This is a genomic window from Pseudosulfitobacter pseudonitzschiae (assembly GCF_002222635.1).
GTDB lineage: Bacteria > Pseudomonadota > Alphaproteobacteria > Rhodobacterales > Rhodobacteraceae > Pseudosulfitobacter > Pseudosulfitobacter pseudonitzschiae_A.
Map to the genome: position 1 here is coordinate 743,430 of NZ_CP022415.1, position 25,181 is coordinate 768,610.

21 protein-coding genes and 5 pseudogenes are annotated in these 25,181 nt (G+C 57.9%); 12 read left to right on the top strand and 14 right to left on the bottom strand.

What is annotated here, in order from left to right:
- Positions 1-230: 230 nt before the first annotated feature.
- The 4 genes from SULPSESMR1_RS03490 to SULPSESMR1_RS03505 all read right to left on the bottom strand — a co-directional run bounded on the left by SULPSESMR1_RS03490 (position 231) and on the right by SULPSESMR1_RS03505 (position 4,508).
- Complete coding sequence (locus SULPSESMR1_RS03490; RefSeq protein ID WP_089419577.1) at positions 231-1,553, bottom strand: TRAP transporter large permease; 1,323 nt, start codon at positions 1,551-1,553, stop codon at positions 231-233.
- Positions 1,553-2,041, bottom strand: coding sequence for a TRAP transporter small permease subunit (locus tag SULPSESMR1_RS03495; RefSeq protein ID WP_089419578.1), 489 nt, complete (start codon positions 2,039-2,041; stop codon positions 1,553-1,555). Before SULPSESMR1_RS03495 ends, SULPSESMR1_RS03490 begins: the two co-directional genes overlap by 1 nt.
- Before the next feature lie 76 nt (positions 2,042-2,117).
- A complete protein-coding gene (dctP, locus tag SULPSESMR1_RS03500) occupies positions 2,118-3,173 on the bottom strand; it encodes a TRAP transporter substrate-binding protein DctP (protein WP_089419579.1) in 1,056 nt (351 codons plus the stop codon).
- 39 nt (positions 3,174-3,212) lie between these two features.
- On the bottom strand, positions 3,213-4,508 hold the full coding sequence (locus tag SULPSESMR1_RS03505) for a hydroxymethylglutaryl-CoA reductase, degradative (RefSeq protein ID WP_089419580.1): 1,296 nt from the start codon (positions 4,506-4,508) through the stop codon (positions 3,213-3,215).
- 126 nt (positions 4,509-4,634) lie between these two features.
- Here SULPSESMR1_RS03505 and SULPSESMR1_RS03510 point away from each other — a divergent pair, with 126 nt between their 5' ends.
- A complete protein-coding gene (locus SULPSESMR1_RS03510) occupies positions 4,635-6,002 on the top strand; it encodes a PLP-dependent aminotransferase family protein (RefSeq protein ID WP_089419581.1) in 1,368 nt (455 codons plus the stop codon).
- Here SULPSESMR1_RS03510 and SULPSESMR1_RS03515 read toward each other — a convergent pair.
- Positions 5,906-6,748 (bottom strand): annotated as a pseudogene (locus tag SULPSESMR1_RS03515) (IS6 family transposase). The gene SULPSESMR1_RS03510 and the pseudogene SULPSESMR1_RS03515 sit on opposite strands and share 97 nt — an antisense overlap.
- Before the next feature lie 350 nt (positions 6,749-7,098).
- Here SULPSESMR1_RS03515 and SULPSESMR1_RS03520 point away from each other — a divergent pair.
- From SULPSESMR1_RS03520 to SULPSESMR1_RS25935, 4 genes and pseudogenes are all read left to right on the top strand, one after another.
- Positions 7,099-8,685 carry a BCCT family transporter gene (locus tag SULPSESMR1_RS03520; protein WP_089422117.1) on the top strand — a complete coding sequence of 529 codons (1,587 nt, stop codon included), beginning with the start codon at positions 7,099-7,101 and terminating at the stop codon, positions 8,683-8,685.
- Complete coding sequence (locus tag SULPSESMR1_RS03525; protein ID WP_089419582.1) at positions 8,682-10,511, top strand: glycine betaine ABC transporter substrate-binding protein; 1,830 nt, start codon at positions 8,682-8,684, stop codon at positions 10,509-10,511. Before SULPSESMR1_RS03520 ends, SULPSESMR1_RS03525 begins: the two co-directional genes overlap by 4 nt.
- Positions 10,512-10,523: 12 nt before the next feature.
- Positions 10,524-10,979, top strand: coding sequence for a universal stress protein (locus tag SULPSESMR1_RS03530; RefSeq protein ID WP_089419583.1), 456 nt, complete (start codon positions 10,524-10,526; stop codon positions 10,977-10,979).
- Positions 10,980-11,026: 47 nt separating this feature from the next.
- Positions 11,027-11,157: pseudogene (locus SULPSESMR1_RS25935) on the top strand (DDE-type integrase/transposase/recombinase); the annotation flags it as partial.
- A 141-nt stretch (positions 11,158-11,298) separates the two neighbouring features.
- Here the strand turns inward: SULPSESMR1_RS25935 and SULPSESMR1_RS03535 are convergent.
- The gene (locus SULPSESMR1_RS03535) at positions 11,299-12,279 is read right to left on the bottom strand and encodes a LysR family transcriptional regulator (RefSeq protein WP_345889503.1); all 981 of its coding nucleotides are present in this window, start codon (positions 12,277-12,279) and stop codon (positions 11,299-11,301) included.
- Here SULPSESMR1_RS03535 and SULPSESMR1_RS03540 point away from each other — a divergent pair.
- The gene (locus tag SULPSESMR1_RS03540; RefSeq protein WP_089419584.1) at positions 12,278-12,922 is read left to right on the top strand and encodes a class I SAM-dependent methyltransferase; all 645 of its coding nucleotides are present in this window, start codon (positions 12,278-12,280) and stop codon (positions 12,920-12,922) included. The two genes, SULPSESMR1_RS03535 and SULPSESMR1_RS03540, sit on opposite strands and share 2 nt — an antisense overlap.
- 263 nt (positions 12,923-13,185) lie before the next feature.
- Here the strand turns inward: SULPSESMR1_RS03540 and SULPSESMR1_RS03545 are convergent, their stop codons facing one another.
- From SULPSESMR1_RS03545 to SULPSESMR1_RS03570, 6 genes and pseudogenes are all read right to left on the bottom strand, one after another.
- On the bottom strand, positions 13,186-13,662 hold the full coding sequence (locus SULPSESMR1_RS03545; RefSeq protein WP_089419585.1) for a copper chaperone PCu(A)C: 477 nt from the start codon (positions 13,660-13,662) through the stop codon (positions 13,186-13,188).
- 18 nt (positions 13,663-13,680) lie between these two features.
- Positions 13,681-15,000 (bottom strand): ABC transporter permease, encoded by a 1,320-nt coding sequence (locus SULPSESMR1_RS03550; protein WP_345889502.1) that lies wholly within the window; start codon positions 14,998-15,000, stop codon positions 13,681-13,683.
- Entirely contained in the window at positions 14,993-15,619 is a 627-nt protein-coding gene (locus SULPSESMR1_RS03555) for an ABC transporter ATP-binding protein (protein ID WP_089419586.1), read from the bottom strand. The genes SULPSESMR1_RS03550 and SULPSESMR1_RS03555 overlap by 8 nt, the downstream gene beginning before the upstream one ends.
- Positions 15,620-15,686: 67 nt before the next feature.
- Positions 15,687-16,130 carry a hypothetical protein gene (locus SULPSESMR1_RS03560; RefSeq protein ID WP_089419587.1) on the bottom strand — a complete coding sequence of 148 codons (444 nt, stop codon included), beginning with the start codon at positions 16,128-16,130 and terminating at the stop codon, positions 15,687-15,689.
- 144 nt (positions 16,131-16,274) lie between these two features.
- The gene (locus SULPSESMR1_RS03565; protein WP_240311277.1) at positions 16,275-17,768 is read right to left on the bottom strand and encodes an alkaline phosphatase; all 1,494 of its coding nucleotides are present in this window, start codon (positions 17,766-17,768) and stop codon (positions 16,275-16,277) included.
- Positions 17,769-18,239: 471 nt separating this feature from the next.
- Positions 18,240-18,947: pseudogene (locus tag SULPSESMR1_RS03570) on the bottom strand (IS6 family transposase).
- Between the two features lie 54 nt (positions 18,948-19,001).
- Between SULPSESMR1_RS03570 and SULPSESMR1_RS25940 the strand changes: the two are divergent.
- From SULPSESMR1_RS25940 to SULPSESMR1_RS03585, 3 genes and pseudogenes are all read left to right on the top strand, one after another.
- A pseudogene (locus tag SULPSESMR1_RS25940) lies at positions 19,002-19,249 on the top strand (IS91 family transposase); the annotation flags it as partial.
- A 394-nt stretch (positions 19,250-19,643) separates the two neighbouring features.
- The gene (locus SULPSESMR1_RS03580; RefSeq protein WP_240311275.1) at positions 19,644-20,054 is read left to right on the top strand and encodes an ester cyclase; all 411 of its coding nucleotides are present in this window, start codon (positions 19,644-19,646) and stop codon (positions 20,052-20,054) included.
- Between the two features lie 320 nt (positions 20,055-20,374).
- On the top strand, positions 20,375-20,902 hold the full coding sequence (locus tag SULPSESMR1_RS03585) for a GNAT family N-acetyltransferase (RefSeq protein WP_198362850.1): 528 nt from the start codon (positions 20,375-20,377) through the stop codon (positions 20,900-20,902).
- A gap of 152 nt (positions 20,903-21,054) precedes the next feature.
- On the opposite strand, the gene SULPSESMR1_RS03590 is transcribed toward SULPSESMR1_RS03585, so the two are convergent.
- On the bottom strand, positions 21,055-21,261 hold the full coding sequence (locus tag SULPSESMR1_RS03590; RefSeq protein ID WP_089419590.1) for a hypothetical protein: 207 nt from the start codon (positions 21,259-21,261) through the stop codon (positions 21,055-21,057).
- On the opposite strand from SULPSESMR1_RS03590, the gene SULPSESMR1_RS03595 reads away from it, so the two are divergent.
- Complete coding sequence (locus SULPSESMR1_RS03595; RefSeq protein ID WP_089419591.1) at positions 21,260-21,781, top strand: GNAT family N-acetyltransferase; 522 nt, start codon at positions 21,260-21,262, stop codon at positions 21,779-21,781. The two genes, SULPSESMR1_RS03590 and SULPSESMR1_RS03595, sit on opposite strands and share 2 nt — an antisense overlap.
- Positions 21,782-22,055: 274 nt before the next feature.
- Here the strand turns inward: SULPSESMR1_RS03595 and SULPSESMR1_RS25385 are convergent.
- Positions 22,056-22,544, bottom strand: a pseudogene (locus SULPSESMR1_RS25385) (transposase); the annotation flags it as partial.
- 941 nt (positions 22,545-23,485) lie between these two features.
- On the opposite strand from SULPSESMR1_RS25385, the gene SULPSESMR1_RS03605 reads away from it, so the two are divergent.
- A complete protein-coding gene (locus tag SULPSESMR1_RS03605) occupies positions 23,486-23,707 on the top strand; it encodes a hypothetical protein (RefSeq protein WP_089419592.1) in 222 nt (73 codons plus the stop codon).
- On the top strand, positions 23,707-25,170 hold the full coding sequence (locus SULPSESMR1_RS03610) for a TolC family protein (RefSeq protein ID WP_089419593.1): 1,464 nt from the start codon (positions 23,707-23,709) through the stop codon (positions 25,168-25,170). The genes SULPSESMR1_RS03605 and SULPSESMR1_RS03610 overlap by 1 nt, the downstream gene beginning before the upstream one ends.
- Positions 25,171-25,181: the final 11 nt, after the last annotated feature.

Here is a 25,181-nt window from a genome sequence, read left to right on the forward strand (position 1 = left end):
CATCTCAACAATTGATCCGAAGGATCACACAGGCCGACCCGACGGCGAGAAAAGATCATGGGAAGATTCAAACCATCTTCCGTCCACGCCGCTATACACTTTCAGCCGTTGTCTATCGCAGACTAGAGCCGATGCCCCTCCGCGAGCTCTTTGGCTTGGCTGCCTGAAATCGAAGCCTCACAAGAAAATCGCGTGCGATGCAAACACCTTACGCAACCGTCCCCCATGTTTCACTTCAGTCTATTCGCCGCCTGTTCTGGCAGCCAAGTCACAAGGTCTGGGAAAAGGACGAATAGAATTAGAACGACAACCTGGATCAGAAAGAATGGGATCACCCCGCGATAGACTTGTCCGATACCAATCCCTTCCGGCAGCACCCCCTTTAGATAGAACAGGGTGTAGCCGAATGGCGGTGTGATATAGGCCATCTGCGCTGTGACCATGAACAACACACCGAACCAGAGAGGGTCGAAGCCAAGCGTTTTGATGATTGGTACGAAGACCGGTACGCACAGCAGAATGATCCCGATCTCGTCCAAGAACAGGCCAAGGAAAATCAACACCAGCAACATGGCCAGCAGCACGGCATATCGTGACGCTTCCAGGCCCTCGACGAAATTCAGCACACTGTCCGCGCCGCCCGTCGCCACAAACACCGAGATGAACGCCTTGGCGCCCAGCGTGATCCAAAGGATCATTGCCGTGACACGAAGCGTGTCCGTGGCAGCGGCGTTCAGGTTCGACAGCCGCAAACGTCCCGAAAAAAGTGCGGATCCCAATGCACCCAACACACCTACGGCAGCGGCTTCGGTTGGCGTGGCTATTCCTGCATAGATCGAACCCAGAACCGAGATGATGACGAGCGCGGGCAATACAAGATGCCGCAACGACGCCAGCTTTTGCGCAAGCGGAATGATGGTGCCGCCCTGCGGCTTGGGGGCTAATTCGGGGTTCAACATGACGCGCACCCAGATATAGGCGCAATAGCCGAACGCAAGGATCAGACCGGGTAAAACCCCTGCAATGAACATCTGACCGATCGAGATTTGGGCCGTGATCGCATAGACAATCGTCACCACTGAGGGCGGGATCAATATGCCCAAGGTGCCCCCGGCACAAATCGCACCCAATGCCAGCGGTGGATGATACCCCCGCGACAGCATTGATGGTAACGCCAGGATGCCCATCGCCGCCACTGCGGCACCGACGACACCCGTCATGGCGGCCATGATCGTACAGATGACCACTGTGCCAATCGCCAAGCCGCCGGACAAGCCGCCGAACCATGTCTCCATCGCCGCGTACAGATCGTCGATGATCTGAGATTTCTGCAAGATTGCAGCCATCAGCACATAAAGCGGAATCGCCATCAAGGCCTCAGAGGTCATCGTCTCGAAAGTGTTGAGCACGGTAACGATCAGCGCACTGGGACCCCAAAGTGTAGCTGTCGCCAAAAACGCGATGGCACCCAGAACAAAAGCCAGCCCGGCACCGCTTAACATCAACACTATGAGAGCGGAAAACATCCCGACCAGAACAAGACTGCTTTCCATCACGCGACACGCCCTTTGAGAGCAAAGACAACTTCCGCAAGCGATTGCAGAACAAGCAAAAGCGCTGCCAGTGGCAGCACCGTCTTGGCAGGCCAGATAATCGGGTTCCACGCCGAGTAGCTGGTTTCACCATATTCGTAGGCCTGCCACGCAAGCGGCAAGCTGAAGCGCAGCAATATCAAGCCAAAAATCAACGCCAGCAGGGCCGCGAGAACGGCAAGAACGACGCGCAGCTTGCCCTGCGCAGTTGCGGAGAGGATATCGACGGCGACGTGCCCGCCCGTGTGCAGCAGATACGGTCCGCCCATCAGAAAGAAGGGGCCAAACAGCAAAGTTGCAAGCTCTGGCCCCCAACTGGTCGGAGCGTGAAACGAGTAACGCGAGATCACTTCGAACAGCATGAGCGCAGCAATGACGTAAACGAGCCATTTGGTGGCCTCGAACGTCCAGCGATTGACTGTAGTGATTGCCTGTGCGGCACGTAACATTGACACCTCCCCTTTGTCGCAAAACCGGCCCACTGCACTGCTGCACGGGCCGGTTATCGTGTGTTGTCCGGTCTGGTCAGAGAAGTCGAAGATCCGCCATCAGCTGTTTTTGGCTCTGCATCATTTCAGTGGCCAATGCATCTCCGTTGGTCGCCTTTTCCCACGACGCGATTGCCTTGCTGCGTGATTGTGCAACATCTTCAGGGTCGAAACTGATAATCTCGACGCCGGCCTCTTCGAATTTGGCCAGATATTCCGCGTTGTCCACGATGATATTCTGACGCAACGCGCCGGACACTTCACGTGCGGCGACTGCAAGCGCTGCGCGTTGCTGATCGTCCAGCTGTCCATACGCGGCGGTATTGGCCACATAGCATGTCGCGGTGGATGGCTGATGAATGCCTGGCAGGATCAGGTACTTGGCAACCTCGTGAAGACCCTCTTCGTAGTTGGCTTTGATGTCGCCCCGGTCCGCCAAATCGACCAGCCCTTTGTCCAGGGCGGAATAGACCTCGGATGTTGGCAACGGTGATACGGCCACCCCGAAATCAGCCATTACTGCGGCGGCGAGACCGACAAACCGGCCTTTCAGGCCATCCATATCCGCGATTTCGCGAATTTCGACCTTCGAGTGCAACGGTTCTTCGCCGTAAACCGTAGGTGCGACATAGGTCAGCCCAGCAGGCGCATAGGATTTTGCCGCCATTTCCATGCCGCCGCGCTCATAGAACCACGCTTCGTATTGGTCGGCCTCAGGAAAGCCAAAAGGGACGGTCGATGAGAAACCATGCGCAGGAATCTTACCGGCGGTATATCCATCAAAGGTTTTCATGAGTTGGAAAGCACCGCCACGAACCGCGTCAAACGACTGTGCTGCGGGAACAATCTGCCCCCCTGCAAACGGAGTGATGTCCAAACTGCCACCCGTCAATTCGCGCACCCGATCACAGAATTTCTCTTCGTAGAGCATTGGCGTTGTACCGCCGCCCCAAAGGGCCTGCATCCGCCATTGAATCGCACCCTGCGCGCGCACGGAACTGGCGGCAACGATTGCCGGGGCGGCAAGCCCGGCCGCGGTCGCGCCGCGGATGAAGTGGCGCCGGGTTGAAGTCGTGTTAAGTGTCTTTGTCATTGGTCGTCCTCCCTAAAATAGTCTGTGCTCTGTGTGGCGCTATAATTTTGCCAACACGTCTTTTGCGGCTTGAACACTTACGTGTCCCTGCTCAGCAATCACCTTGGCCACCGCTTCGATCTGTGACCCAGTGGCACCGGCAAGAATTGCAATGTTACGTGCATGAAGTGCCATGTGGCCCTTTTGAATGCCCTCGGTCGCAAGTGCGCGCAACGCAGCCATGTTCTGTGCAAGACCAACCGCAACTGTAACCTCGGCCAGCTCCTGTGCGCTGGATACACCCAGCACCCGAAGCACGGCCTGCGCCGCTGGATGCGTCTTGGTCGCGCCGCCTACCAGACCAAGTGCCATTGGCATCTCAATGGTTCCAGTCAGCGTACCGTCCACGCCACGCTCCCACGTGGTCAAGGAAGTGTACCGACCGCTCCGGGCAGCCCAGGCATGTGCGCCGGCCTCGATCGCGCGCCAGTCGTTGCCGGTGGCGACAACCACAGGATCAATGCCATTCATCACGCCCTTGTTGTGGGTCGCGGCACGGTAAGGGTCGATCTGGGCAAGCGCGTAGGCTTCGATCATGCCATCAATTACGTCATCGCCTTGCATCGTCTTGGTCGTCAACGCATCTGGCGTCAGAGTGACATAAGCCCGCGCAAGCCTGCGATCTGCCAGATTGGACAAGATGCGCAGACGGGTATGGCCACCTGAAATCTCAGCCACACGGGGCGCAATTGTTTCGGCCATGGAATTCACAGCGTTGGCCCCCATGGCATCGCGCACATCCACAAGGATATGCAGCACAGCCATTGGCCCCACGGCTGAGGTTTCGAAAACATGCACCTCGATCCCGATGCAGCCGCCTCCCAACGCGACCAGCACCTCGTCGCGGGCATTGCACATCTGTCGCAGCTCAGCCTCAGCGGCCAACAGACGTTGTTTTGCGCCATGAGGGTCGTTCAGTCCAACAACTTGGATTTGCGCCCGCATGATCGGCCGATCAGACGACGTGTGAAACCCACCGCAATTTCGCGCAATCTTGGCCATGTAGGAGGCGGCGGCGACGACGGAGGGCTCTTCAACCACCATCGGAATCAAGTAATCCTTGCCGTTGATCGTAAAGTTGGATGCCACCGCGAGGGGCAACTCGAACTTACCAATGACATTTTCGATCATTCCGTTCGCCAACGACAGCGGCAACACATCGTGCCCGGCCAATGTCGCCCGGTCCGCATCATCCAAACCGACGGTCTTCGCCACCAGATCCAGTCGTTCCTCTGGCCTAAGATCGCGCACGTTTTCAAGCCGCGAACTGATCTGCGAAGTCGTTCCATTCGTCATCTGGATTATGCCCCCCTGCTTTCCAGACTCATCCTTGGCGTAATCCTGAATCTGATGGTAGGTACAGTTGGTGAATACAGTGCTAAAGTGTACTGGTACTTTTGCCGGTACAGTTTGGGATCTACAATGAACAAGACTAAAAATATTGTGAGGAGTCTCGCTGACGAGATTGCCAGTGGCAACTTGAGGGCCGGAGACCGTTTACCGTCCATTCGCTCGGCTGCGCTGGAACAGGGAGTCTCGAAAAACACGATCGTTGACGTATATGACAGGCTGGTGGCCCAAGGGTTGATTACGGCGCGACAAGGCTCCGGATTCATCGTTGCAACGCCCAATCACCCCATCCGGGAGGATGATGTCCCGCGCCATCTGGTTGAAGCGGTGGACAGTATTTCCCTTCTGCGCGCACAACTGGATCAGAACTACGCTGTTCGGGTTGGAGATGGCCGACCACCGGCATTCTGGATGGCAGGGATTCCGATGCGCAATCTGCCGGATCTCCTGAACGACACCGGCAATGATACCTCAGGCTACGGCTCACACATGGGGTATCAACCGCTGCGAACTTTGATCGCTGCGCGACACAACGCGGATGGCATTGCGATCACTTCTGAACAGATTGTGACGACTTTCGGCGCAAATCATGGCCTTGACCTGATTGTGCGGCGATATCTGAAAGCGGGCGATACTGTTTTGGTAGATGACCCCGGATACTACCCGCTGTTTGCCAAGCTTCGTTTTTCTCAAATAAACTTCGTCGGAGTGTCACGCGGCCCAAACGGCCCTGATCTGAATCAATTGCGGAGTCTGGCAATCGAGCATCGTCCAAAGCTGTTCTTCACGCAGTCGCTGGCGCATAATCCGACAGGGACATCAATGGATCTGGCGACGGCACATGGCGTGCTGAAGCTCGCCGAGATGATGGACTTCATGGTTGTCGATGACGATCCATTCGTCGATCTTCCAGACCCGAAAGGCGTGCGTCTAGCTGCGTTGGACGGATTTGACCGGGTTATATTCGTGGGTACGTTTTCCAAGACGTTATCTGCATCGTTTCGCACAGGCTATATCGCTGCGGACCGCAGCATCATCGAAGAACTGGCCGAACTAAAAATGATAACCACGGTCAATTCGTCGCGTTTTGCCGAAATGATCATCGCAGAAATGATCCAAAACCGGCGCTATGCACGCCATCTTAAAAAGCTGGCCGGACGTCTGCTGAATGCCTCTCAAAAGCTACAAGACGATCTGGCGCTGCTGGACCTGCACTGCAAAGCGGCACCCGGACAGGGATATTATGCCTGGCTTGACCTGCCCGCAGGCACCAGTGACACAGAACTCGCCAAAAAGGCCGCGGCAGAGGGGATATTTCTGGCACCTTCAAGCTTCTTCTCCGTTCAGCCGTCCAGCGCGCCTCCCGGTATGCGGCTTAACGTCACCCGCACCGGCGACCCAAGGTTTCTGCGATTTCTAAAGCGCGAACTGGGATCATAAAAAGCGCATATGGGTGGCTTCGATGCGTTTTCTCCCGGCGACGCTTTAAAAGCGCAGGTGCATTTGCTCCAGTCACTCAAAGTTTGTGTGCGTTTTTGGCGGTAGGCGACTGCGGTCAATTTGTGGCGGCGCGGGCTGAACAGGTTTGCGGTTTCGTCATGGAGCATCAGAAATCTCTGTGCCTGTCGGGCTGATTTGAAACGGCCTTGGATTTTCTCTCGTTTCCGCGTTGGCCCGTGCGATCCTTCGATCCGAGTGTTCAAGCCTTTATGCGCTTGGTGATCCACATCCAGCGCGAGCTTCCGCAGAGCTGCGCCGTAACTGGGTCATTTATTCGTAACGATTACGCGCGGCTTACCCCTGCGGGCGACCAGTCCGGCGATGAAACGCCTTGCCGCTCGAGCATTCCGTCGCGACTGAAACAGAATGTCGAGAACTTCTCCGTTGCTGTCCATTGCGCGCCATAGCCAGTGCTTCACGCCGTGGATCACGATTACTACTTCGTCTAGGTGCCACTTGTCCGAGGGTGTTTGGCGTGCGGCTCTCACCTGTTTTGCGATCTGAGCGCCGAATTTTTCGACCCATACCCGGATCATCTCATAACTCACCACAATGCCACGTTCGGCCAACAGGTCCTCAACATCACGTAGGCAGAGCGCAAAACGATGGTACGCCTAAACTGCCTAGGAAATAACAGAACGCGGAAAACGGTAGCCTTTCAGGCGCGGCTGGGAAATCTGTTTGATCTTCGGACTCTGCTAACGACCGTCGGAAGGTGTATCAACAAGTTGACGATGCCCAGGCGATCTTGACGTCAAGCCGCAAGCCACTTTGGGAATGGCAGAGACCGTGACCGGCCCGATTCCAATAAGCGTAAGCCGCTCTTCCCGTTGGGGCACCTCGGCCATTTCCCGAGCGTATCAGGCGCAATTTTCCGCAGAAACACAACCTGTTCGCAAAGTCCGGCACGCAGGCCTAATGCGATTGACGCATTGCGCGATGAGGGCTCTGGAATAGCCTAGAACCTCATCGGGGTAGATTTGCGGCGCCATTTTCGCTTTAATCGACGACAATGCACGAAATTCTGGAGGGCAGGATGTCTAAGGAACCGAACCAGCGCGGCGTGAATGTCAATTTCGTCTTTACCGTTTCGATGGCCATTTGCGCTGGGATTGGTATCTGGGGGATCGTCGACCCGGATAGTATGACAGGGGCGATGCTGGGCTTCGTCAACTACATGCTGACCGGGGTCAGTTGGGCGTGGCTCGCGGTCTGTTCGATGTTCCTGTTCCTGTCGCTCTACCTTGCATTTGGGCCATATGGTCATATTCGCCTTGGCGCGGATGACGAAGAGCCTGAATTTTCCACGGTGTCCTGGATCGCGATGCTGTTCGCGGGCGGCATGGGGTCGGGCCTTCTGCTCTGGGGCCCTGCGGAACCGATGTATCACTACGTGTCTCCTCCCGGCATGGAGGGTGAGACGATGGAAGCCGCCCGGCAAGCACTGGTTATCACCAACCTGCACTGGGGATTCCACGCCTGGTCAATCTACGCGGTCTGCGCGCTGGTGATCGCCTATTTCACCTTCCGGCGAGGTCAGCCCTCGATGATTTCAACACCGATCAAGGCCGTTTTCAGCGGCGCGGCCGGCGAGGGCATGGGTAAGACCGCCGATATTCTCGCGGTGCTGTCGGTCGTTTTCGGACTGGCCGGATCGCTGTCAATGGGAACGCTCGCGGTACGGTCCGGCACGTTCTATGCATTTGGAGTCGAAGAGACGGTGACGACCTCGATGATCATTCTCGCGGTGCTCTTCGTCTGCTACATGCTATCGGCCACCACCGGCGTCGACAAGGGCATCAAGATTCTGTCGAACATCAACATGGTCATCGCGATAGCGATCATGCTGATGGTGCTGTTTGCCGGGCCGACCCGATTCCTGTTCGAGGTGTTCATCGATTCGATTGGCAACTATTTCGCCGGGCTGATCAGTATGAGTTTCCGACTGTTCCCGTTCGAGGATCTGGGGGGCTGGTCCGCCGGCTGGACGCTGACCTATCTGATCTGGTGGATCGCGTGGGGACCGTTTATCGGCATCTTCGTTGCCCGGATTTCAAAGGGGCGGACGATCCGAGAATTCTGTATGGGCGTCATTTTTGTGCCGACCATGTTTTCGATCCTGTGGTTTGCCGTGTTTGGCGGTGCGGGGTTCTACATCGAAATGTTCGGAGGCGGCGGGCTGAAGGAAATCATTTTCGAAGACGCGACCAAGGCGCTGTTCGCGTTCCTGGAATACTTTCCCGCGGCACAGATCCTGCAGACGCTGGCGGTTGCGTTGATGTTCATCTTCCTCGTCACCTCGGCGGATTCAGGCACGTTCGTGCTGTCGATGATGACGACAGATGGCAATCTCAACCCACCGGTGCTGCAAAAGATGGTCTGGGGGACACTGATCGCTGCACTGACGGCGGGCACGCTGTTCTCGGAATCGGTCACGGTTGCCAAGGCGATGGCCGTGACCGGGGCCATTCCGTTCACCGCGATCGTGCTGATTCAACTCGTCGGCTTCTTCCGCGAGATCCGGCATGAGGTCAAACCGCCACAACCCATCGAAGCGCGTGGCGAAGGCATCGGCCGCGGACGTGTCACGCAACCGGCAGTGCCGGAGGAGGGCGAGCTATGAAACGTAAACTTCTGACCTTTCTTGCCCTGCCATTTCTGCTTCTCGCATGCGACGATGCAACGCCCGACCTGCGGATCGGGGCCAAAAACTTCTCCGAAAGCCGCATCCTGGCGGAAATGATCCTCGCCCTTGCCGAGGAGCAGGGCGTACCCAGTTCGGGAATCGTAGACTATCCGACGACGCCGACGATCATGGCTGCGATCAAGGAGGGCTCGGTTGACATCTATCCCGAGTACAACGGCACTGGGCTTGTGATGTTGGGCCAGAACCCGATGAGCGACGGTGCGCAGGCCACCGCGCGGGTGAAGGAGCTTTACGGCCCTCTGGGGCTGACCTGGCTGGACGGGTTCGGGTTTGCCAACAACTATGGGTTGGCGATGCGCTCGGACCGCGCCGCCCAACTTCGCGTTCAGAGGATTTCCGATCTCGTTCCGGCAGCCGAAAGCCTTGGCATCGCGGTCGAGGATGATTTCACTGTGCGTCCGCTCGACGGGCTGGACCCGATGACACAGCGCTACGGTATGCGCTTTGGCGCCGTGGATGTGGTGCCGCTGGATGACCGCGAAGTGGTCTATGACAAGCTTCTGAAAGGCGAGGTGGACATCGCTGAGGTCTATACGACCGATGGCCAGATTGCGGAATACGGACTGGTCCTGCTTGAGGACGACCTGAGTTTCTTCCCTATATACGATGCGATGCCGATCGCGCGGGCTGAGGCGTTGTCGCGCTATCCCGGACTTGGGCCGGCGATCGCGGCGCTGGCGGGAAAGATCACGCCGGAGCTCATGCAATCGCTCAACGGACGGGTCGACCTTGAAGGGCGCTCGCCCCGTGCCGTGGCCCGTGATGCGCTGGCGCGGCTGGACCTGATCGACGCTGGAGCGGTGCAGACACAAGACCCACTGGTGATCGCCGCAGAGCCGAGTTTCGCCGATGGCGCACTGGTGCTGCGCGCGGTGCAGAAGGCATTTACTGGGCGCGATGTGCAATATGGATCCACCAACGACCCGCTGGTCATGGTCGCCTCTGGCGATGCGCGGCTGGCGCTGGTCGGGGCGGAAGCGTTCTATGATCTTTCCAACCCCGCGCCGCAACGGATCGCGGGCTATGAGGCGGTGGCCGCCGTCGGCCAGAGCGTGCTGCACCTGATCGGTCGCCGCGAAGCGGTGTCCTCGCTGCAAGAGATCGAGACACTCGCCGTGGGCGGTGACGGCAGTTCCTCTGCACGAATCGCGACGCTGGTGATTGAGGGCCTCGGCCTTTCAGCGCGGGCGATACCGGTTGAGGGTGCCGCCGCCGAAGCGCTGGCCGCGGTGTCGGACGGCAGGGCGGATGCAGCGCTGGTGATGACGTTCGAAGGCGACCCCGTGGTCGAGGCCGCGATGGCTGACCGCAGCAAGCGGCTGTTCCCTCTGGATGGCTGGAGCGAAGGGGCCAATCTTGTACGTTTTCCGTTCCTGCGCGAGGCCCGGATCGCGGCCAACACCTATACGGGTCAGCTGACATCTGTTGAAACTCTGCGCACCCAACTTGTGCTTGCTGGGCCCGCGCCCGAGCAGGGCGATGCGGTGGGCGATCAGGGTCCCGCAGCTGTGGCGGTTGAACTTCAACCGATCTCGGGCTCGACAGTCGCGCTGCTGAACGCATTGATCCCGGGTAACCTCGCAGTCGATCCGGCCCTACCGCTTGCGGCTTCGCTTGCCCCCAAATTGCCGCAGCCGCCAGCTGCACTCAACCCGTCGCCGGGGACGTCTATCCTGAGCCTGATCCTCGTTGGGTTCTTCGTCTGGTTGGGCTGGCTGTTGATCCGCCCGAAATATCGCTGAGGAGGAGAAAAGATGCCAAACAGGATTCTGGTACCGATTGATCTGGGGGATCCGGCGAGCACCACTGCCGTGCTGGCTGGCGCGGTCAAGCAATGGAACACGATGAAGGATCCCGAACTCATCCTGATGACGGTTGTGCCGGAGATGGTTGCGGGGCTTGACTGGCGTTACGCGATCCGGGGCGAAACTGGCGGTTCCGAGGACTGGGATGTCAAGAAGGCGCTAGGGGCGACAGTTGAACGCCTGAACGAAGTGGCTGCGGATCATATTCCGGACGGCGTGACCTTCAAGACCGTCGCGCGGCACGGCAGCGTCTACGAAGAGGTGCTGGAGGTCGCGAAAGAACTGGACGTTGATCAGATTGTCATCGGAGCCAGTCGTCCGAAAGCGTCCGATTTCCTGCTGGGGGCGAACGCCGCCCGCATCGTGCGCCACGCCACCTGCTCTGTCACCGTGATCCGGAGCTAAAGCGTTTCGGCGACACTGGGGTCTGATGCCGTAGGGGGCAGAATAGGGGACTGTTGTATTTGGCTGTGATCTTGGACCTGCATTCACGGCGCGTGATCGGTTGGGCGGTCAGCAATAGGATGAAACGGGACCTGGCGATCCGGGCCTGAACACGGTCATCGCGTTCAGGACACCGCCCATCCAATATGAAAAAGGTGACATTTGCTGCGGGTGCAAAGCAGTGCGGACTTGAGCAAGCAATAGTACGGGACTTTGCTGCCGATCAAGCCGAACGTCTTTCCTAACCGCTTATTTGACGCAGATGCAATATTGCGAGCGCTCAACGTTGAGCTAATACTTCTGCCAAGACATCGAACACCAAGCGCATTTTTGGGCTGGTGTGAATTTCACGGTGGGTCGTAAGCCAAATAGGAAAGCTGATCAGTGTGTGGGGCAATACCTGCACCATGTTTGGGCTATGTCTAGCAACTGCTTCATCCATCGGGATGATCCCTAAACCTGCTTGTGCCAAGGCCCATCCGACCACTCCGTTTTCGGATCCCACTTGGAATTGCTGCACTTCCAAATGAATTCCAATATTGCGCAGATATTCTACCATGCGGGAAACATTGCCCATGGAAATGAAATCGTGTTGATCCAAGTCACTGAGCGATTGAGGGTGTCCACGTGCAGCCAAGTATTCCTTTGAGGCATAAAAATAGGCTTTCGCTTCGCATATCAACCGAACAACCAGATCGGGGTGTTCAGGGCGTACATGACGCACGGCGATATCCGCCTCTCGACGCATCAAATCACGAACATCGTTGGCCGCAATGACATCTATGACCAGATTGGGTGCAAGCGCCTTTATCCTGCTCACTGCGGGTGGCAACAAGACTGCTGACAGAATGTCGCTTGCAGTAATGCGAACATCACCTTCAATTGATTGCGCTTGGCCAAGCGCAGCCAAAGCAACTCTATCTGCAGCGGCCCCCATTTCCCGCACATGGTGTTGCATCTCGCGGCCAGCGGCGGTCAATACTAGCCCCCGACCAACACGTTCAAACAGCATCAAGCCGAGCTCTTCTTCGAGCGCAGAAATCTGACGGCTCAATGTAGGTTGGGTCAGTCCAAGGGAGTGGGCCGCTGCAGTGAGCGTTCCTTCGTTCGCGGTCGCCAGAAAGGCGCGCATTCTGTTCCAGTCAAATGGCCTATCCATGCAAAAAATCATATAGATTATGAAAACTTCGTCAATTTCATACAGAAGCGCATGGATGTATGCATCTACACAAATAGTGTTCAGCACAAAAGAGATAGACATGATCCAGCACGCTACATTTTGGGATAAAGCCGCGCCCAAGTACGCAAGATCACCCATCGCCGATCAGGCCGCTTACGAATACACTCTTGGTCGGACGCGCAGTTATTTGACCCCCAAAGATAGGGTTCTTGAACTTGGCTGCGGCACTGGTTCGACCGCTATACTATTGGCCCCAAATGTAAAACAGATTACCGCAATCGATCTATCGCTGGGCATGCTGGCCATCGCGCGACAAAAAGCCGCGAGCGCAGGCGTCAAAAACGTGTCCTTTGAGGTCGGCGCAGATGTTCCGAAACAAGGCCAATATGATGTTGTCATGGGTTATAGTTTGTTTCACTTAGTGCCAGACATGGAAAAGCGTTTTACGCAGATTAATGAGCTGCTACCCAAAGGCGGATACTTCATCACAAAAACCACTTGTCTTGGGCAACCTGGTGCAGGCATTGGCGAAGCACTGAAATCCTTGGCGATCCGTATCGCTATTCCGGTGATGCAATTGATTGGCAAAGCGCCTTACGTACGCAGTTTTTCAGTGAAAGAGCTGGAGCACGCAGTTATCGCCGCAGGTTTCGAAATTGTCGAAAGCGGAAATCATCCCAAAGGACCACCTCCCGCCCATTACATTGTGGCGCGCAAGGTCTAGCGCTTAATGTAGGCGAGAAGACGTCGTTCATTCGATTTGCAACATCGTAAGACCGCATGTCTTTTTTTAGCGGCACGGTTCTGAAGGATCAGCCTGTATTCTGATCGCATGACGGCGAATGCCGTTGATCTGCGATGGAGGAAGGCAGGCGAAAGAACAACCAACGATCTATGTATCGAAAGACAAGATGTGCGTGTGCCTTGTTTCTCAACTTGGCAAGGTCAAGGATACTCTGCGAAGTGCGCCCAAATGCTTTTTGGGTTTCAGTGGTTATGGCCAGCATGGCTATGATCGGTCGCATCTTCGTCTTCGACTGCGACATGGGCGTCCAGATGAAGGTCGCCGAACATCACCTCCATCTTGACCTCCTCGCCGACCGTCAGCGCGGCATTCAGCCCTGAAAGCCTAAAGGCAACCGCGCGCGGGGCGAGGTCGAGATGCTGGCCCGAGGCGATCGGAATGGCCGGTAAGTTCTCCCATGCTTCAACGCCATCGACATAGGTGAACCCCACCAATTCAGCGGTCAGCCCGTCTTCAGTTTCGGCCCCCGTCAGGGTCTGCAAGCTATTCGTCTCGTTCTCGATTTCCATATAGATCAGGGTTTCGGAGCCCTTGGTGGCTGGGGTCCAAGCATGGACGATACGCAGGCCATCAGCTTCGGAGATGTGGTCATGATCGTCCTGTGCGGCCAATGGCGTCGCGGCAAGTGTAAGAGCAGTGACAAGGCTGAGAGTACGCATGATTTGGAATCCTTCAGATCAGTTGCGCAGATCGGTCAGCAGCTGGCGGCGTGTCGCAGCCAGTGCGGGCAAAAGGGCGAGAATGAGGGTGAGGCTGACGAAACCCGCGACAAGCTGGACCTCGGTCCAGGTCACAGTTGCGGTCACGAGGACATCGGTGCGTGCTGTGATCACACGCGAGAAGCCCATCGCCGCCAGCCAGCCAAGTCCGAGGCCAAGCAGAGATCCAGCTGCAATCAACGTGGCGCTGTAGCTCCAGACCACGGCGAAGACAAAGCGTCGACCTGCCCCAATAGCGCGCAGCAGGGCCAGACCGCGGGCGAAAATGCGTGTCAGGATGACCAGTCCGGCCAGTATCGACACTGTAACCAGCACCTGCGTCACCACGGCCAGCAGCGACATCGCCTCGCGCACGTCGCGCATCAGGCTGTGCATCTGCGCCAAAACCGTGCCCGGAAAGAAAGCCATCATGTCCGGCTGGGTGTAGCGCGATTGCAGGGCGTAATTGCCCCAGAGAGCATCCGCTCGGACCAGCACTGCAGGGGTTCCGGGGAAAAAGGCCGCATCGAACGGTGGCCCGATCTGGTCCCCTGCAGCGAGAGCATGGCCGTTGGCAAGACCGTGGACTTCCCAGACGCCTTCAATTGGAACAAGGATGGCGCGGTCCCACGGGCTGCCGGTCGGGGCCATGCGACCAGTGACCGTATAGGAGGCACCTGCGTGCGCAGCGTCTTCGGCGGCGTCCCCGTGGCCATGGGCCGGCGTGAAACTTTCGCCCACCGGGACCGAGGCAAACGCCCCGGCGACCGCTTCGGTTGACGTGGTAAAGATCTGACCCTTGGCCAGATCCCCTGCAAGGTGGGTCACAAAGTCGGCTGTCGTGCCGACGACCGGGGCACCCTGATAGCTGTCGCCGAATGCGATAGGAGCAGCCAGCGCTACGTCGGGGTCTGCTGATATCGCAGCGTATTGATCGCCGGTCAGCAGCGGCACGTCGGACGGTTGAAGATAGACGGCAGCCAGCATGACAGTGATTTCACTCCCCGGGGCGGCAACTATCAGGTCAAAGGCTGCGGCGGCCCTCGCGCTGCCCTGACGCAACCCACGTTCTTGGGCGGTCAGACCCACGCCGATCGCCACCGAAACGGCAAGCAGGCAGACGAAGACCACGTTGGACACGCTGAACCGGCGGAGCATCGCCCGCACGAGGCGGCCCGGTGCATACCCGCGTAGCACGATCAGACCGGTAGCAAGCCCCGGCAACAGCAGGAGAGCCGCCGTCATCAGATCCTGCATAGCCGCAGGTAAACCGGCCCAAAGATCACCGATGCTACCCATGGGTGTCGTCCACGATACGACCTTCGGCCATGGATAGCACCCGGTCGAGACGGCTGGCAAATGTCTCATCATGCGTTACTGCGATCAACGTCCGGCCGGTGTCCTGCGACAGGCCGATCAGATCGTCGACCAAGCGATCCGCAGCGGCGCGGTCGAGGCTGGCGGTGGCCTCATCTGCCAGGATGACGGCCGGATCGTTGCTCAAGGCGCGGGCGACGGCGATGCGCTGCCGTTCTCCACCCGAAAAACTGTCGGCGCGTCGCGATCCGGCGTCACCCAGCCCAAGACGATCAAGCCACCCCGCCGCGCGGTCGCGCAAAGCGGCACGGGCGGCGCGGGGCGCGAAGGCGGCGCATAGGGCCGCGTTGTCCAGCGCATTCAGTTCTTCGAACAACAGAAAGTCCTGGAAGATCAGTCCGATGTGATCCCGGCGAAACCGCGTTCGGGCGGCATCGTTCATGGCTGTCAAGTCCGACGCTCCCCAGACCACACGCCCGCCCGCAGGCTTGATCAGGCCCGACAGGGCGTGCAGCAGGGTCGACTTGCCAGCGCCCGAAGGACCACGAATTGCGACTGATGATCCTGGCAAGATGCGTAGACTATCAAGTGACACGAGCATCCGTCCATCGAGTCCGCGAAGGTCAAGATCGGTGAGGGCCAGTGGCAATCCGAAATGATGCTGCGCATCAAGCACGGCTGTAGACGGCGTCGGTCAGACGGACTTCGGAATAGAATCCAAGTTCGGGATCGACATATTTGCCGAGCTCCAGCAGGCCGGTCGTTTCCATCGCCACATTGAACGGGATCACATCCACCACACGCTTTGTATAGACGGCGAGGATGTCGTCGGGCCAAGGCGTACCAGGTTCGCAGAAGGGGCAGACTGCCATCGGCATCTTCGTCAGAACGAAGAAATCCGCTTCGGCCTTGAGCGGGGGTGCCATGAAACCGGCGATCGTCACGCGCGCACCTTCGTTGGCGAGCGCAATGTCGGAAAAGCTCATGTCGCGGTTGTAGAGGTCGCGCAGCTTGATCGGCGCCTCTTGCGCGCGCAGCAGATTAGGTACGGCCAGCGCCAGCGGCACGGCGGGGATCAGAGACAAGAGAAAGCGGCGGTTCAGGTTTTGCATATATTCATCCTTCGGTCAGCGGCTGTAGGAACACAGTTCCAGTTTGGCGAGATTCAATACAGACTGGCAGGCTGAGCCTCACGCAGGTTTGCAAAACGCAAGCGGGCCCCCGAACAGGGGACCCGCTGCACGAATGCGCGAGGCTTACTCAGCCGTCATGGCGTGGTGCATGATGTGGAACAGCACATTCTGTTCGATCGAGCCACCCAGCAGGTGCGCATAAGGGCCTTGTGCATAGGCTGCGACGTCTGCCCCAGAGTGGGTTTCTGAGGACATCGGCACCAGCGCCTGCTGCAGATAGTCGGGGTCCATCGCCTCTTCGTTGGTCACTTCCGGACGCTCGCCGGAAAAGGTACCGTCTTCCTGTTCGATCAGGACCGAACCGGCGCCGTTCAGATAGCCGACAACGGTATAGGGCTTGCCGTCCGAACCCAGCAGAGGCTCGCCGGTGTGCTCGATACCCTCGTTGTTGACGCCCATGCAGAGGCCGGTGATGTCCGAACCGCGGCCGCAATAGCCGTTCATCGCGATGGCGTGCTCATGGTCGGCAGTGACGATGATCAGCGTGTCGCTTTCATCGGTCATGTCGATGGCCATCTGGACAGCCTCGGCAAAGGCAACGCCGTCGGTCAGCACGCGGTGCAGGTTGCCGGCGTGGTTGGCGTGGTCGACACGGCCACCTTCGATCGATAGGAAGTAGCCTTCCTCGTTGGTCGACAGTGCGGTGATCGCCGCAGCGGTCATCTCGGCCAGCGATGGCTCGCCTGTCCGGTCATGCTCGTACATCATGTGGGAATCTTCGAACAGGCCGATGATCGGGGCATTGCCCAGGTCAGTCAGCGCGCCGAAGGTTTCGTCGTTCCAGACGTACTGGGCGCCGAGCGCTTCCATCTCTTCGATCAGGTTGCGGCCATCGGTCCGCGTACCTTCGTTGCCTTCTTCGCTTGTCGTTCCGACGGGGACAAAGTGACGGCGACCGCCACCCATTGCCAGATCGATCAATCCGCTTTCCACGCCCTCAAAAAGCTGTGCCGCAATGTCGAGCTGCGTGTCGCAACCTTCGGGCAGGCCGGTGTTATCTTCCCAGTTTCGGTTGGCAGTCACCGCATAGACGGCAGCGGGCGTCGCATGGGTGATGCGGGCGGTCGAGACGACGCCGACGGACTTGCCCATCTCTTCAGAGATCTGGGCCAGCGTGGTCAGTTCGTTGCCGGGCAGGTTGGCGCAATCGCCTACCACAACCTCTTCAGAAACGTTGATCATCGTGTTCTTGCTCTTCACGCCGGTCATCATCGCTGAGGCGGTGGGTGCAGAATCGGGCGTTTGACCGTTGGTCGTGTAGGTCTTGACCAGCGCCATGTGCGGGAAGGTCTCTTGCGGCAGAACGTGATCATCACCCAGGCCGCCGGCCTGCTGGCCTGCGAACAGGCGCACGGCATAGTTCGTCGCGACGCCGTTGCCGTCAGCGTTCAGCAGGATGACGTTGCGGGCGCGGTTGGTATTGGGCTGCAACGCCAGACGCTGCTCGATGGTAGCCTGACCTGCGGTGAACCAGTCGCTGCTGGCTTGGGGCAGGTCTTGCGCGGCGGCACCGGATGCGAACAAGACAACGGCGATTGCAAGGGACGAAGTTTTCACGGGGTTTCTCTCCTTGAGATGTCGGACACCCCTTTTTACATACCGGCGCATAGTAACGACACCGTGACAGCCACGAAGGTGGTTTTGACACTGCCTCTTCTTAAGGCAGAGAGCAATTTTCTCAAGGAACACCGCTCTCGAAGTTAATCGCTCAACGCACGGTTCAGTTGCCCGCGATCAGTGCATTTTTCCAAAGGGGACAGTCGATTGCTCCGGCGGGCCACAGTGTCAGATCTTGAGGATCATCCAATTCGCAAAATTTTGGCGGTCGCATTCAGCTATGCAGTGCGCTTCGGATCCTGAACAGGTAGCTCTTGCTAGGATGTTGTCACGTTAACTCCCAGCCCGCCAGGAAACCCAATGCTCGGATTTCAAGCTGCTCGGCTGGCAATAGTCCAGGCGTCAAATGCTTCGAGGGAGACTGCTGCATAAAATTTTTCAGGTTGCAGTTGTTCAAAGCGGTGTGTTGGATCACCCGGCTTCGAACAGCTCATTCATAAACTGGATTTCGCCCCTGACGCCTGGTTGTCTGTTGTGGATATGTCCGCGTTTGATGGTGCGCATTGTCTCGACCCCTCTGAGGGTTGCTTTAGCACTTCGTAAAGATCGAAAGTTTTGACAGTATCCAAGTAACCGCTTCATGGCTGCGTGGTCGCTCTCAATCAGGTTGTTTCGCCATTTCTTGTCGATATGCCGAATACTGTCGAAATGTGGATCGTATCGATGATTGATCTCGCGAATGACACGTCGGTAGGTCGGGGCTTTGTCGGTACATATAGTGACCGGGCGATGCAGTCGCACGCGTTCAATCGCTTTGTGGAGAAAGGCTTTAGCAGCCTTTGCATCGCGCCGCACGGCGAGGCGAAAGTCAATCATTTGGCCATTTGCATCGACAGCACGCCACAAATAACGCCACTTGCCACCGACGCGGATATAGGTCTCGTCCACACGCCAGTCTACGCTCGCGCGGCGCAAGTGCGTCTCGGCCCGCTTGGTCAGTTCAGGGCCGAACTTCTGCCCCCACCGATAGACAGTCGATGGATCAACCGCGATGCCGCGCTCACCCAGCAACTCGACGACATCCTGATAGGATAGCGGATAGCGCAAATATCAACGCACAGCGCAAAGGATAATTTCACGTGGGAAACGGTGATGCTTGAACGGTGGCTTGCGCGGCATCCTCGACCTCAAAAACCCAAACGTGGCCAAACCCGGCAATTAATGCAACAGTCCCGCATCAAGTCAGGCAACCAGCAAAAGGTCATGCGGTTCGCCACCCACGAGTTCATCCGCCGCTTCCTGATCCACGTCCTGCTCAGGGCAAAAGCCCGGCTCATGAGCCGCCACAGGTAGCCGAGGTCCTCCCGCTCACCCTGCACGAGCCATACCCCGACTGCGGCGGGCCGATGTGCATCATCGAGATTTTCCGGCGCGGCCAGAAGCCAATGACCCATGTGCCACCCCGGGAGCAGGCCGCATGACGAAACGCCCGTCCTTGTCGCGAAGACTGAACCAGTACCAGTTCGCTCCAGCGAACCGGATCGTTCCCGCCTTGCCTGGTGACGGCCTCAAACAGCTGCGACGCTATCAACTGTGTCGTTCGCACCCGAAAGTCATGATCACGGTCGCTTGGGCAGGTACTCATGGTCCTCGCGACCTACGTGTTAGGTGTTCGATACCGATAACGGCCAAACACGCCGGCACGCTTTCCCCATAGACAGCACCAAGCCCGCCGCGACTTCCTCACTGTCAGGGTTTTCCAACGCAGTCCGCAATCGCGCTGACAGCAAATGTCTCGACGCGGCCCGCACCGAAAAACCTTAAACGAACCGGGCATGCCATTGCCTCCTCTCTCCCGCAGGTTAGAGTCTGTGTATGCAGAATACGGAGGCGGGCGCAGTGGGACGAGACGAGATCATAAGATCCTATCAGGGATATATCGCGTGTTTGAACAGGCAGGGCTGGCAAGATCTTCATCACTTTGTTGCCGACCAGGTGCGATACAACGGCACCACAATCGGTCTCCACGGCTACCTGAACATGCTCGTTGCGGATTTCCGTGCGATCCCCGATCTTTCCTTCAACATCGCGGTTCTTGTCTGTGACCCGCCCATGATTGCAAGCCGGCTTACATTCGACTGTACGCCGGTGGGCGAACTCTTCGGCTTGGCAGTGAACGGCAAGCAGGTCCGCTTCGACGAAAACGTATTCTACGAATTTCAGGATGGAAGGATCCAGAACGTATGGTCCGTCATCGACAAGTCGAGTATCGCCGCGCAGATCTGAAACTTTAAGGGATAGAATGGGCTCGATCCCGACCTTCGCCGCGATCTACGCGAATGGCCACTTGCCGTTCTGCACCTGCGACTTGGGTCAGCGATGTGACATAAAAGTCGGTTTTGTCTGACGTCTGACAACGCGGTGTCGAACGTCGCGCACCTTTGACTCGATGCACCGAATTTTCTGAACCCTACCAAGGAGCGGCGTCACGCAATATTGGCCCAAACGTCAAGCATTTCTGACCCAAACCGTACCTTCGGCGTGGCCTGGGTCAAAGTCGGCAGAGTGGACTTTGCTGCCGTTGGATGATGTGCTTAAAGCACACCATGACACAGCACACGATCAACACTGAGCGACTACTCCTAAGAGGCTGGAAGCCTGAAGATCATGCACCATTTGCGGCAATGTGCGATGATCCTGACGTCATGCGCTACATTGGAAATGGCAAAACGCGAACCGCAGACGACGCTGCACGATACATCGCGTCATTTGAGAAAGAGTGGAATGAACGAGGCTTCGGGTTGTTCGCTGTCGAATCCAAGCAAACCAGTGACCTGATTGGCTTCACAGGATTGTCTTGGCCGGATTTCTTACCCGAAGTGTTACCCTCTGTCGAAATTGGTTGGAGGTTTTCGAAGCCGAGTTGGGGGAAAGGCTACGCAAGCGAAGCAGCGGTCGCCGCCCTCTCGTTCGGCGTTAGTGAACTGGGCATCACCGATATTGTGAGCATATACCAAATCGGCAACGCCGCATCGGGACGCATCATGCAAAAGCTTGGCATGATCTTCGACCGAAGGACAATTGACCCAACTTGCGAACGCGAGGTCGAGGTATATCGTCTATCTCAGCAATAGGGTGGGTTCGGGCTCGCAGTGGACCTTCGGCGCAGTGCGTAAGAGGGCCGCTGAGCGGGACTTTCCTGCCGTTCGTTACAGAGGCTTCACTTGTCCCAATACGGCCTCCTGGGTAGGTGAGGGTCATGATGGATCGCGATAAGACATTTCTCTCAGGCCATAAAGACGGCCTCGGTATGAACGGCACCGGGTAAACCAGTCGCCGCCCGGTGTCGCGAGGTCTGGACTGCGACGACCACAATCATGAACATCCGCCCCTGTTTCATCGTCAGGCTTCGCAGCGTGCTTTTGCATGTGTGTGGATCAGGTCCGGGAGAGACCACGCCAAAGGCGTTGGCCATGCAACGATGATGGATCATGAACAACACTCGCCCCCTTCTTCGCCCCTATGACGAGGCCGAAATTGAAGATCTGCGCCAATTGGAGCGCTCAGCGCATCGGCGCTATCTGTCGCTGAAAGAATACGAAAGATTTGCGGCCACCCCGGCGATCAACCCAGAACGTTTCAGGACTGGGACGACAAGGGTGGCCGAGTTCGCCGGACACCGAGCAGGCTACATCATCGTGCAGCCGCTTGATGACATGCTCTATATCGCAAGCCTTATGGTTGATGACGGGATGTCAGGAAAAGGCATCGGGCAGCGGTTGCTTGAATGGGCAGAGGACTATGCTTCTGCCGCTGGTGTTTCAGGGACATGTCTGGCTACCTTCCGTGCCCCGAGGTGGAATGCCCCTTGGTATCGGAAGCTCGGATATACAGAAATGCCTGAGGGGAGGATTGGGCCGAACCTGCAGGCCATCCTTGATCGCCATGCGACGTTCCTAGACATGACAACCCGGATCGCCATGTGGAAGCCGACAGGCGCTCGCCCCCAGTGACGGGTAAGGGCTTATTCCGTTGAAAAACTCGCCCCAGTGGCCGCGTTGAATACCTCACGAGATTGAGCGTGCGTTGATGGCCGAGACCGAAATCGACTTTCCCATCGTGAAGACGGAGCGGACCCCCGCCTGAACGAAGCCCCCTGGCGGCGGGTCAGCCCGGCCGCCCTTTCAAGACCAAGGATACGCACATGAACCCGTATTTCCCTGAAACGTCCGCCCCGATCAAGCTCTACCGCAATCCGAAATCCGGCCATTGCCACCGGGTCGAATTGATGATGTCCCTCCAGCTCTGGGTGCTTTCGCGGAAGCCGTCGGTCATGGCCAGCAACTCCTTGCGGCCATATTCGTCCGCCCCGACGATCACCAGAACACATTGTTTTTCCTCAGCCATGCGCGGCTTGAAGTAGACCCCATCGGCCCAGATGTAGAGAAACCGCCGTGTGCCAAGATCGCGTTTCTGCCAGGCCTCGTAGTCTTTCCACCAGTCGGCTTTCAGCCGGGTGACAGTCTTGGCGGACAGGCCCTTGGCGTTCGGGCCCAGCAGCGCCTCCAGCGCCTCGGTGAAATCGCCCGTGGACACGCCCTTCAGGTAAAGCCATGGCAGCAGTTCCTCGACCGATCTCGCCTTGCGCAGATACCGCGGCAGAATGCTGGGCGTGAAGCTGATGTTGTCTTCGCCAGCACCCCGATCCCGCACGCGCGGCACTTTCACCGGCACTGGACCAATGCCGGTCATCACCTCGCGTTCGGGCAGGTGGCCGGCTGTCATCCGACCCAGTTCCGGCAGTTCAGCGATCAACATCGCTGCACCGACCGGGCCAATCCCTGGGATTGAGCGCAGCAGGCGCGCCCTTGAGGCAAGTCGCTGCGTTTGAGCAATTACGTTTTCGATCTTCCGTTCGATGTCGGATATCTGAGTGTCGAGCACGCCCCAAAGATCATCGTCGATGGTATCGACATCGGCAAAAACACTCTGCTTCCTGCGGGCACTGATCTGAGCCTTGAAGCGCTTGCGCATGTCAATAAGCTGCCCTCTTCGCGTCGTCAGCGTCCTGAGAATACGCAGGTTTTCATCTGGTTAATTAGCCTAATACTCTAAAAAGATTGCCGCTTCCGGTTCTCAGGAGACCATGGCGTGGGGGCAAGTGCGACAAATCCACAAGCGAAGCATCAACAAGCCCACGAGAAAGTTACAAACCCTCCAGCGCTGGATGAATTGACACTCGGAAAGCTTCTGCCAATTGTGCGCAATGGGTCAGAAGAATATCATAGTTGCATGGCTGAAGGCATTCCCTTGCCTGATATTCGTGGTCGCTTTAGGCCTGACCACGCCTTCTGCTTCTCATAGTCTTGCCGGGTTTCACAGCCCGGCGCACGGCGTCGCGATTTCCAGCCACACAGACGCCCAACACGAAAATCTCGGGCACCATTCAGCTCTTCATGCTGGTGAAGATGACGTGTCAGTCGGACAATGCTGTAGCGGTATTTGCGTTTCACTGGCCCTGTGTGAAGTGGGTGTATTCAGCGCCACTGTTTCTGCAGATCCTACCTACGAAACCTTGCAAAGTGCGAGCTACGCCATTGAGCCAAGGGCGTTTCTACGCCCGCCCAGACCCCTGATCTGAACGCGCCCCTGAGAGGGGACCCCGCCTGCTCGTACGTTCGAGTGGACCAAAACAGCTTTCAATCAGGCAGACCATCATGAAAATCCACTTATTGGCGGGGGCGATTGCCCTTGCTTTGGGCGCGTGTTCCAGCGCCCCCACTCCGTTGCCGGATGTGGCGACGCTTACCGCACCGACTGACCGCAACATCACCTCGTCAGTTAGGCACACCGATCCTCTGGCGGGCTTTTTCCCGCGCAGTCCCACAGGCCCGCGTGACTGGCGCACTGTCAATCAAGAGCAGGCGGAGGGCAACTGATGGGCCCGATTAAATTTCCCCTGATCCTAAGCGGCGCGCTCGTACTGGGCGCGTGCGCAACGGTAGTGCCAGACACCTACACCGGCTCAGAACCAGGTTTTGCCAACGTGGCCAGTCAGACCAAAACGGCGATCGGCAAGCGCGCCGTTTTTGCCCAGACCCAAGCGGAAAACAACTCGGTTCGGAACGAGGTGAAACAGATGGTCTATCGCAAGACCATCTCGGCTGAAACGGCGGTGCAGGTTGCATTGCTGAACAACAGAGGCCTGCAAGCGTCCTATGCCAACGTGGGTCTTTCGGCAGCAGAGGCATGGCAACAGTCAACTCCAGAAAACCCTGTCGTCTCGATAGGTCTTCTTGGGATCGGCGCAGCCGAACTGGGCGCCTACCGTGCCATCGAAGGCATGATCGCAACCAACATTTTAGACGCCAAAACCCGCAAACAGCGCATGGCGCTGGCTGATGTGAACTTTCGCGCAGCGCAACTGTTGGCGGTGAACGATACGCTGACGCTGGCCAACCAGACGCGGCAGGCGTGGATTGAAGCGGTTGCCGCTTTTGAAGTGGTCGGCCACCTCAACCGTGCCTTAGCAACCTCGGACGCCGGATCGGAACTGGCGCGCAAGCTGGGAGAAACGGGGGCGTTGGGCCGCGCCGGACAGGCACGCGAACAGGCGTTTAACGCAGAGCTGGCGGGACAACTGGCACAGGCGCGACTGGGCGCAAGCCGCGCCAAGGAGAACCTGACGCGGTTGATGGGCCTTTGGGGCGCAGATGTGGAATTCTACGTGCCTGATGCTTTGCCAACGCTGCCCAGTTCGGCGGGGCAGGTGGCGAATGTCGAAAGCAAGGCCCTGCGCAACCGTGTCGATCTGCGCGTCGCAAAACTGGGGCTTGAAGCGCAGGCCACGGCTTTTGATCTGACCGACCAGACGCGGTTGGTGACCGACCTCGAGATCATCGCGGGCTTTGAAACCGAGCGCGAGACCGATGGTGGCGACGTCGAGACCAGCACAACACCACAGCTGGAATTGGAATTCGCCATTCCGATCTATGACAGCGGTAAGGCACGGATGCGCAAGGCGGAACTGGCCTATCTTCAGGCTGCCAATGTGCTGGCTGAAAAGGCAGTCAACGTGCGCTCAGAGGCGCGTGGCGCCGAGGTCGCCTATCACGCCTCCTACAAGATCGCGCGTCATTACCGCGACGTGCTGGTGCCGTTGCGCAAGACCGTCGAGGACGAAGGATTGCTGTCCTATAACGGTATGATCACCAGCACCTTCGAGTTGCTGACCGATGTGCGTGAGAAATTGGGCGCTGAATTGCAGGCGGCCAATGCGAAACGCGATTTCTACGTGGCGCAAGCTGATCTGACGGCTGCGATTTACGGCGGTGGCGCGGGCAGCAGTGGCGGTGCCGCAAGCGGTGCCACACTGGCCGCTGGCGACGGAGCAGGGCATTGAAAGGAAACAAC

Bases quoted from the DNA above. Each gene is read 5' to 3' on its own strand.
- SULPSESMR1_RS03530 (WP_089419583.1), top strand. From the start codon at position 10,524: ATGCCAAACAGGATTCTGGTACCGATTGATCTGGGGGATCCGGCGAGC.
- SULPSESMR1_RS03585 (WP_198362850.1), top strand. From the start codon at position 20,375: ATGACACAGCACACGATCAACACTGAGCGACTACTCCTAAGAGGCTGG.
- SULPSESMR1_RS03560 (WP_089419587.1), bottom strand. From the start codon at position 16,130: ATGCAAAACCTGAACCGCCGCTTTCTCTTGTCTCTGATCCCCGCCGTG.
- SULPSESMR1_RS03580 (WP_240311275.1), top strand. From the start codon at position 19,644: ATGCAGAATACGGAGGCGGGCGCAGTGGGACGAGACGAGATCATAAGA.
- SULPSESMR1_RS03525 (WP_089419582.1), top strand. From the start codon at position 8,682: ATGAAACGTAAACTTCTGACCTTTCTTGCCCTGCCATTTCTGCTTCTC.
- SULPSESMR1_RS03520 (WP_089422117.1), top strand. From the start codon at position 7,099: ATGTCTAAGGAACCGAACCAGCGCGGCGTGAATGTCAATTTCGTCTTT.
- SULPSESMR1_RS03540 (WP_089419584.1), top strand. From the start codon at position 12,278: ATGATCCAGCACGCTACATTTTGGGATAAAGCCGCGCCCAAGTACGCA.
- SULPSESMR1_RS03490 (WP_089419577.1), bottom strand. From the start codon at position 1,553: ATGGAAAGCAGTCTTGTTCTGGTCGGGATGTTTTCCGCTCTCATAGTG.
- SULPSESMR1_RS03555 (WP_089419586.1), bottom strand. From the start codon at position 15,619: ATGCTCGTGTCACTTGATAGTCTACGCATCTTGCCAGGATCATCAGTC.
- SULPSESMR1_RS03590 (WP_089419590.1), bottom strand. From the start codon at position 21,261: ATGATCCATCATCGTTGCATGGCCAACGCCTTTGGCGTGGTCTCTCCC.
- dctP (WP_089419579.1), bottom strand. From the start codon at position 3,173: ATGACAAAGACACTTAACACGACTTCAACCCGGCGCCACTTCATCCGC.
- SULPSESMR1_RS03495 (WP_089419578.1), bottom strand. From the start codon at position 2,041: ATGTTACGTGCCGCACAGGCAATCACTACAGTCAATCGCTGGACGTTC.
- SULPSESMR1_RS03510 (WP_089419581.1), top strand. From the start codon at position 4,635: ATGAACAAGACTAAAAATATTGTGAGGAGTCTCGCTGACGAGATTGCC.
- SULPSESMR1_RS03550 (WP_345889502.1), bottom strand. From the start codon at position 15,000: ATGGGTAGCATCGGTGATCTTTGGGCCGGTTTACCTGCGGCTATGCAG.
- SULPSESMR1_RS03545 (WP_089419585.1), bottom strand. From the start codon at position 13,662: ATGCGTACTCTCAGCCTTGTCACTGCTCTTACACTTGCCGCGACGCCA.
- SULPSESMR1_RS03610 (WP_089419593.1), top strand. From the start codon at position 23,707: ATGGGCCCGATTAAATTTCCCCTGATCCTAAGCGGCGCGCTCGTACTG.
- SULPSESMR1_RS03505 (WP_089419580.1), bottom strand. From the start codon at position 4,508: ATGACGAATGGAACGACTTCGCAGATCAGTTCGCGGCTTGAAAACGTG.
- SULPSESMR1_RS03605 (WP_089419592.1), top strand. From the start codon at position 23,486: ATGAAAATCCACTTATTGGCGGGGGCGATTGCCCTTGCTTTGGGCGCG.
- SULPSESMR1_RS03595 (WP_089419591.1), top strand. From the start codon at position 21,260: ATGAACAACACTCGCCCCCTTCTTCGCCCCTATGACGAGGCCGAAATT.
- SULPSESMR1_RS03535 (WP_345889503.1), bottom strand. From the start codon at position 12,279: ATGTCTATCTCTTTTGTGCTGAACACTATTTGTGTAGATGCATACATC.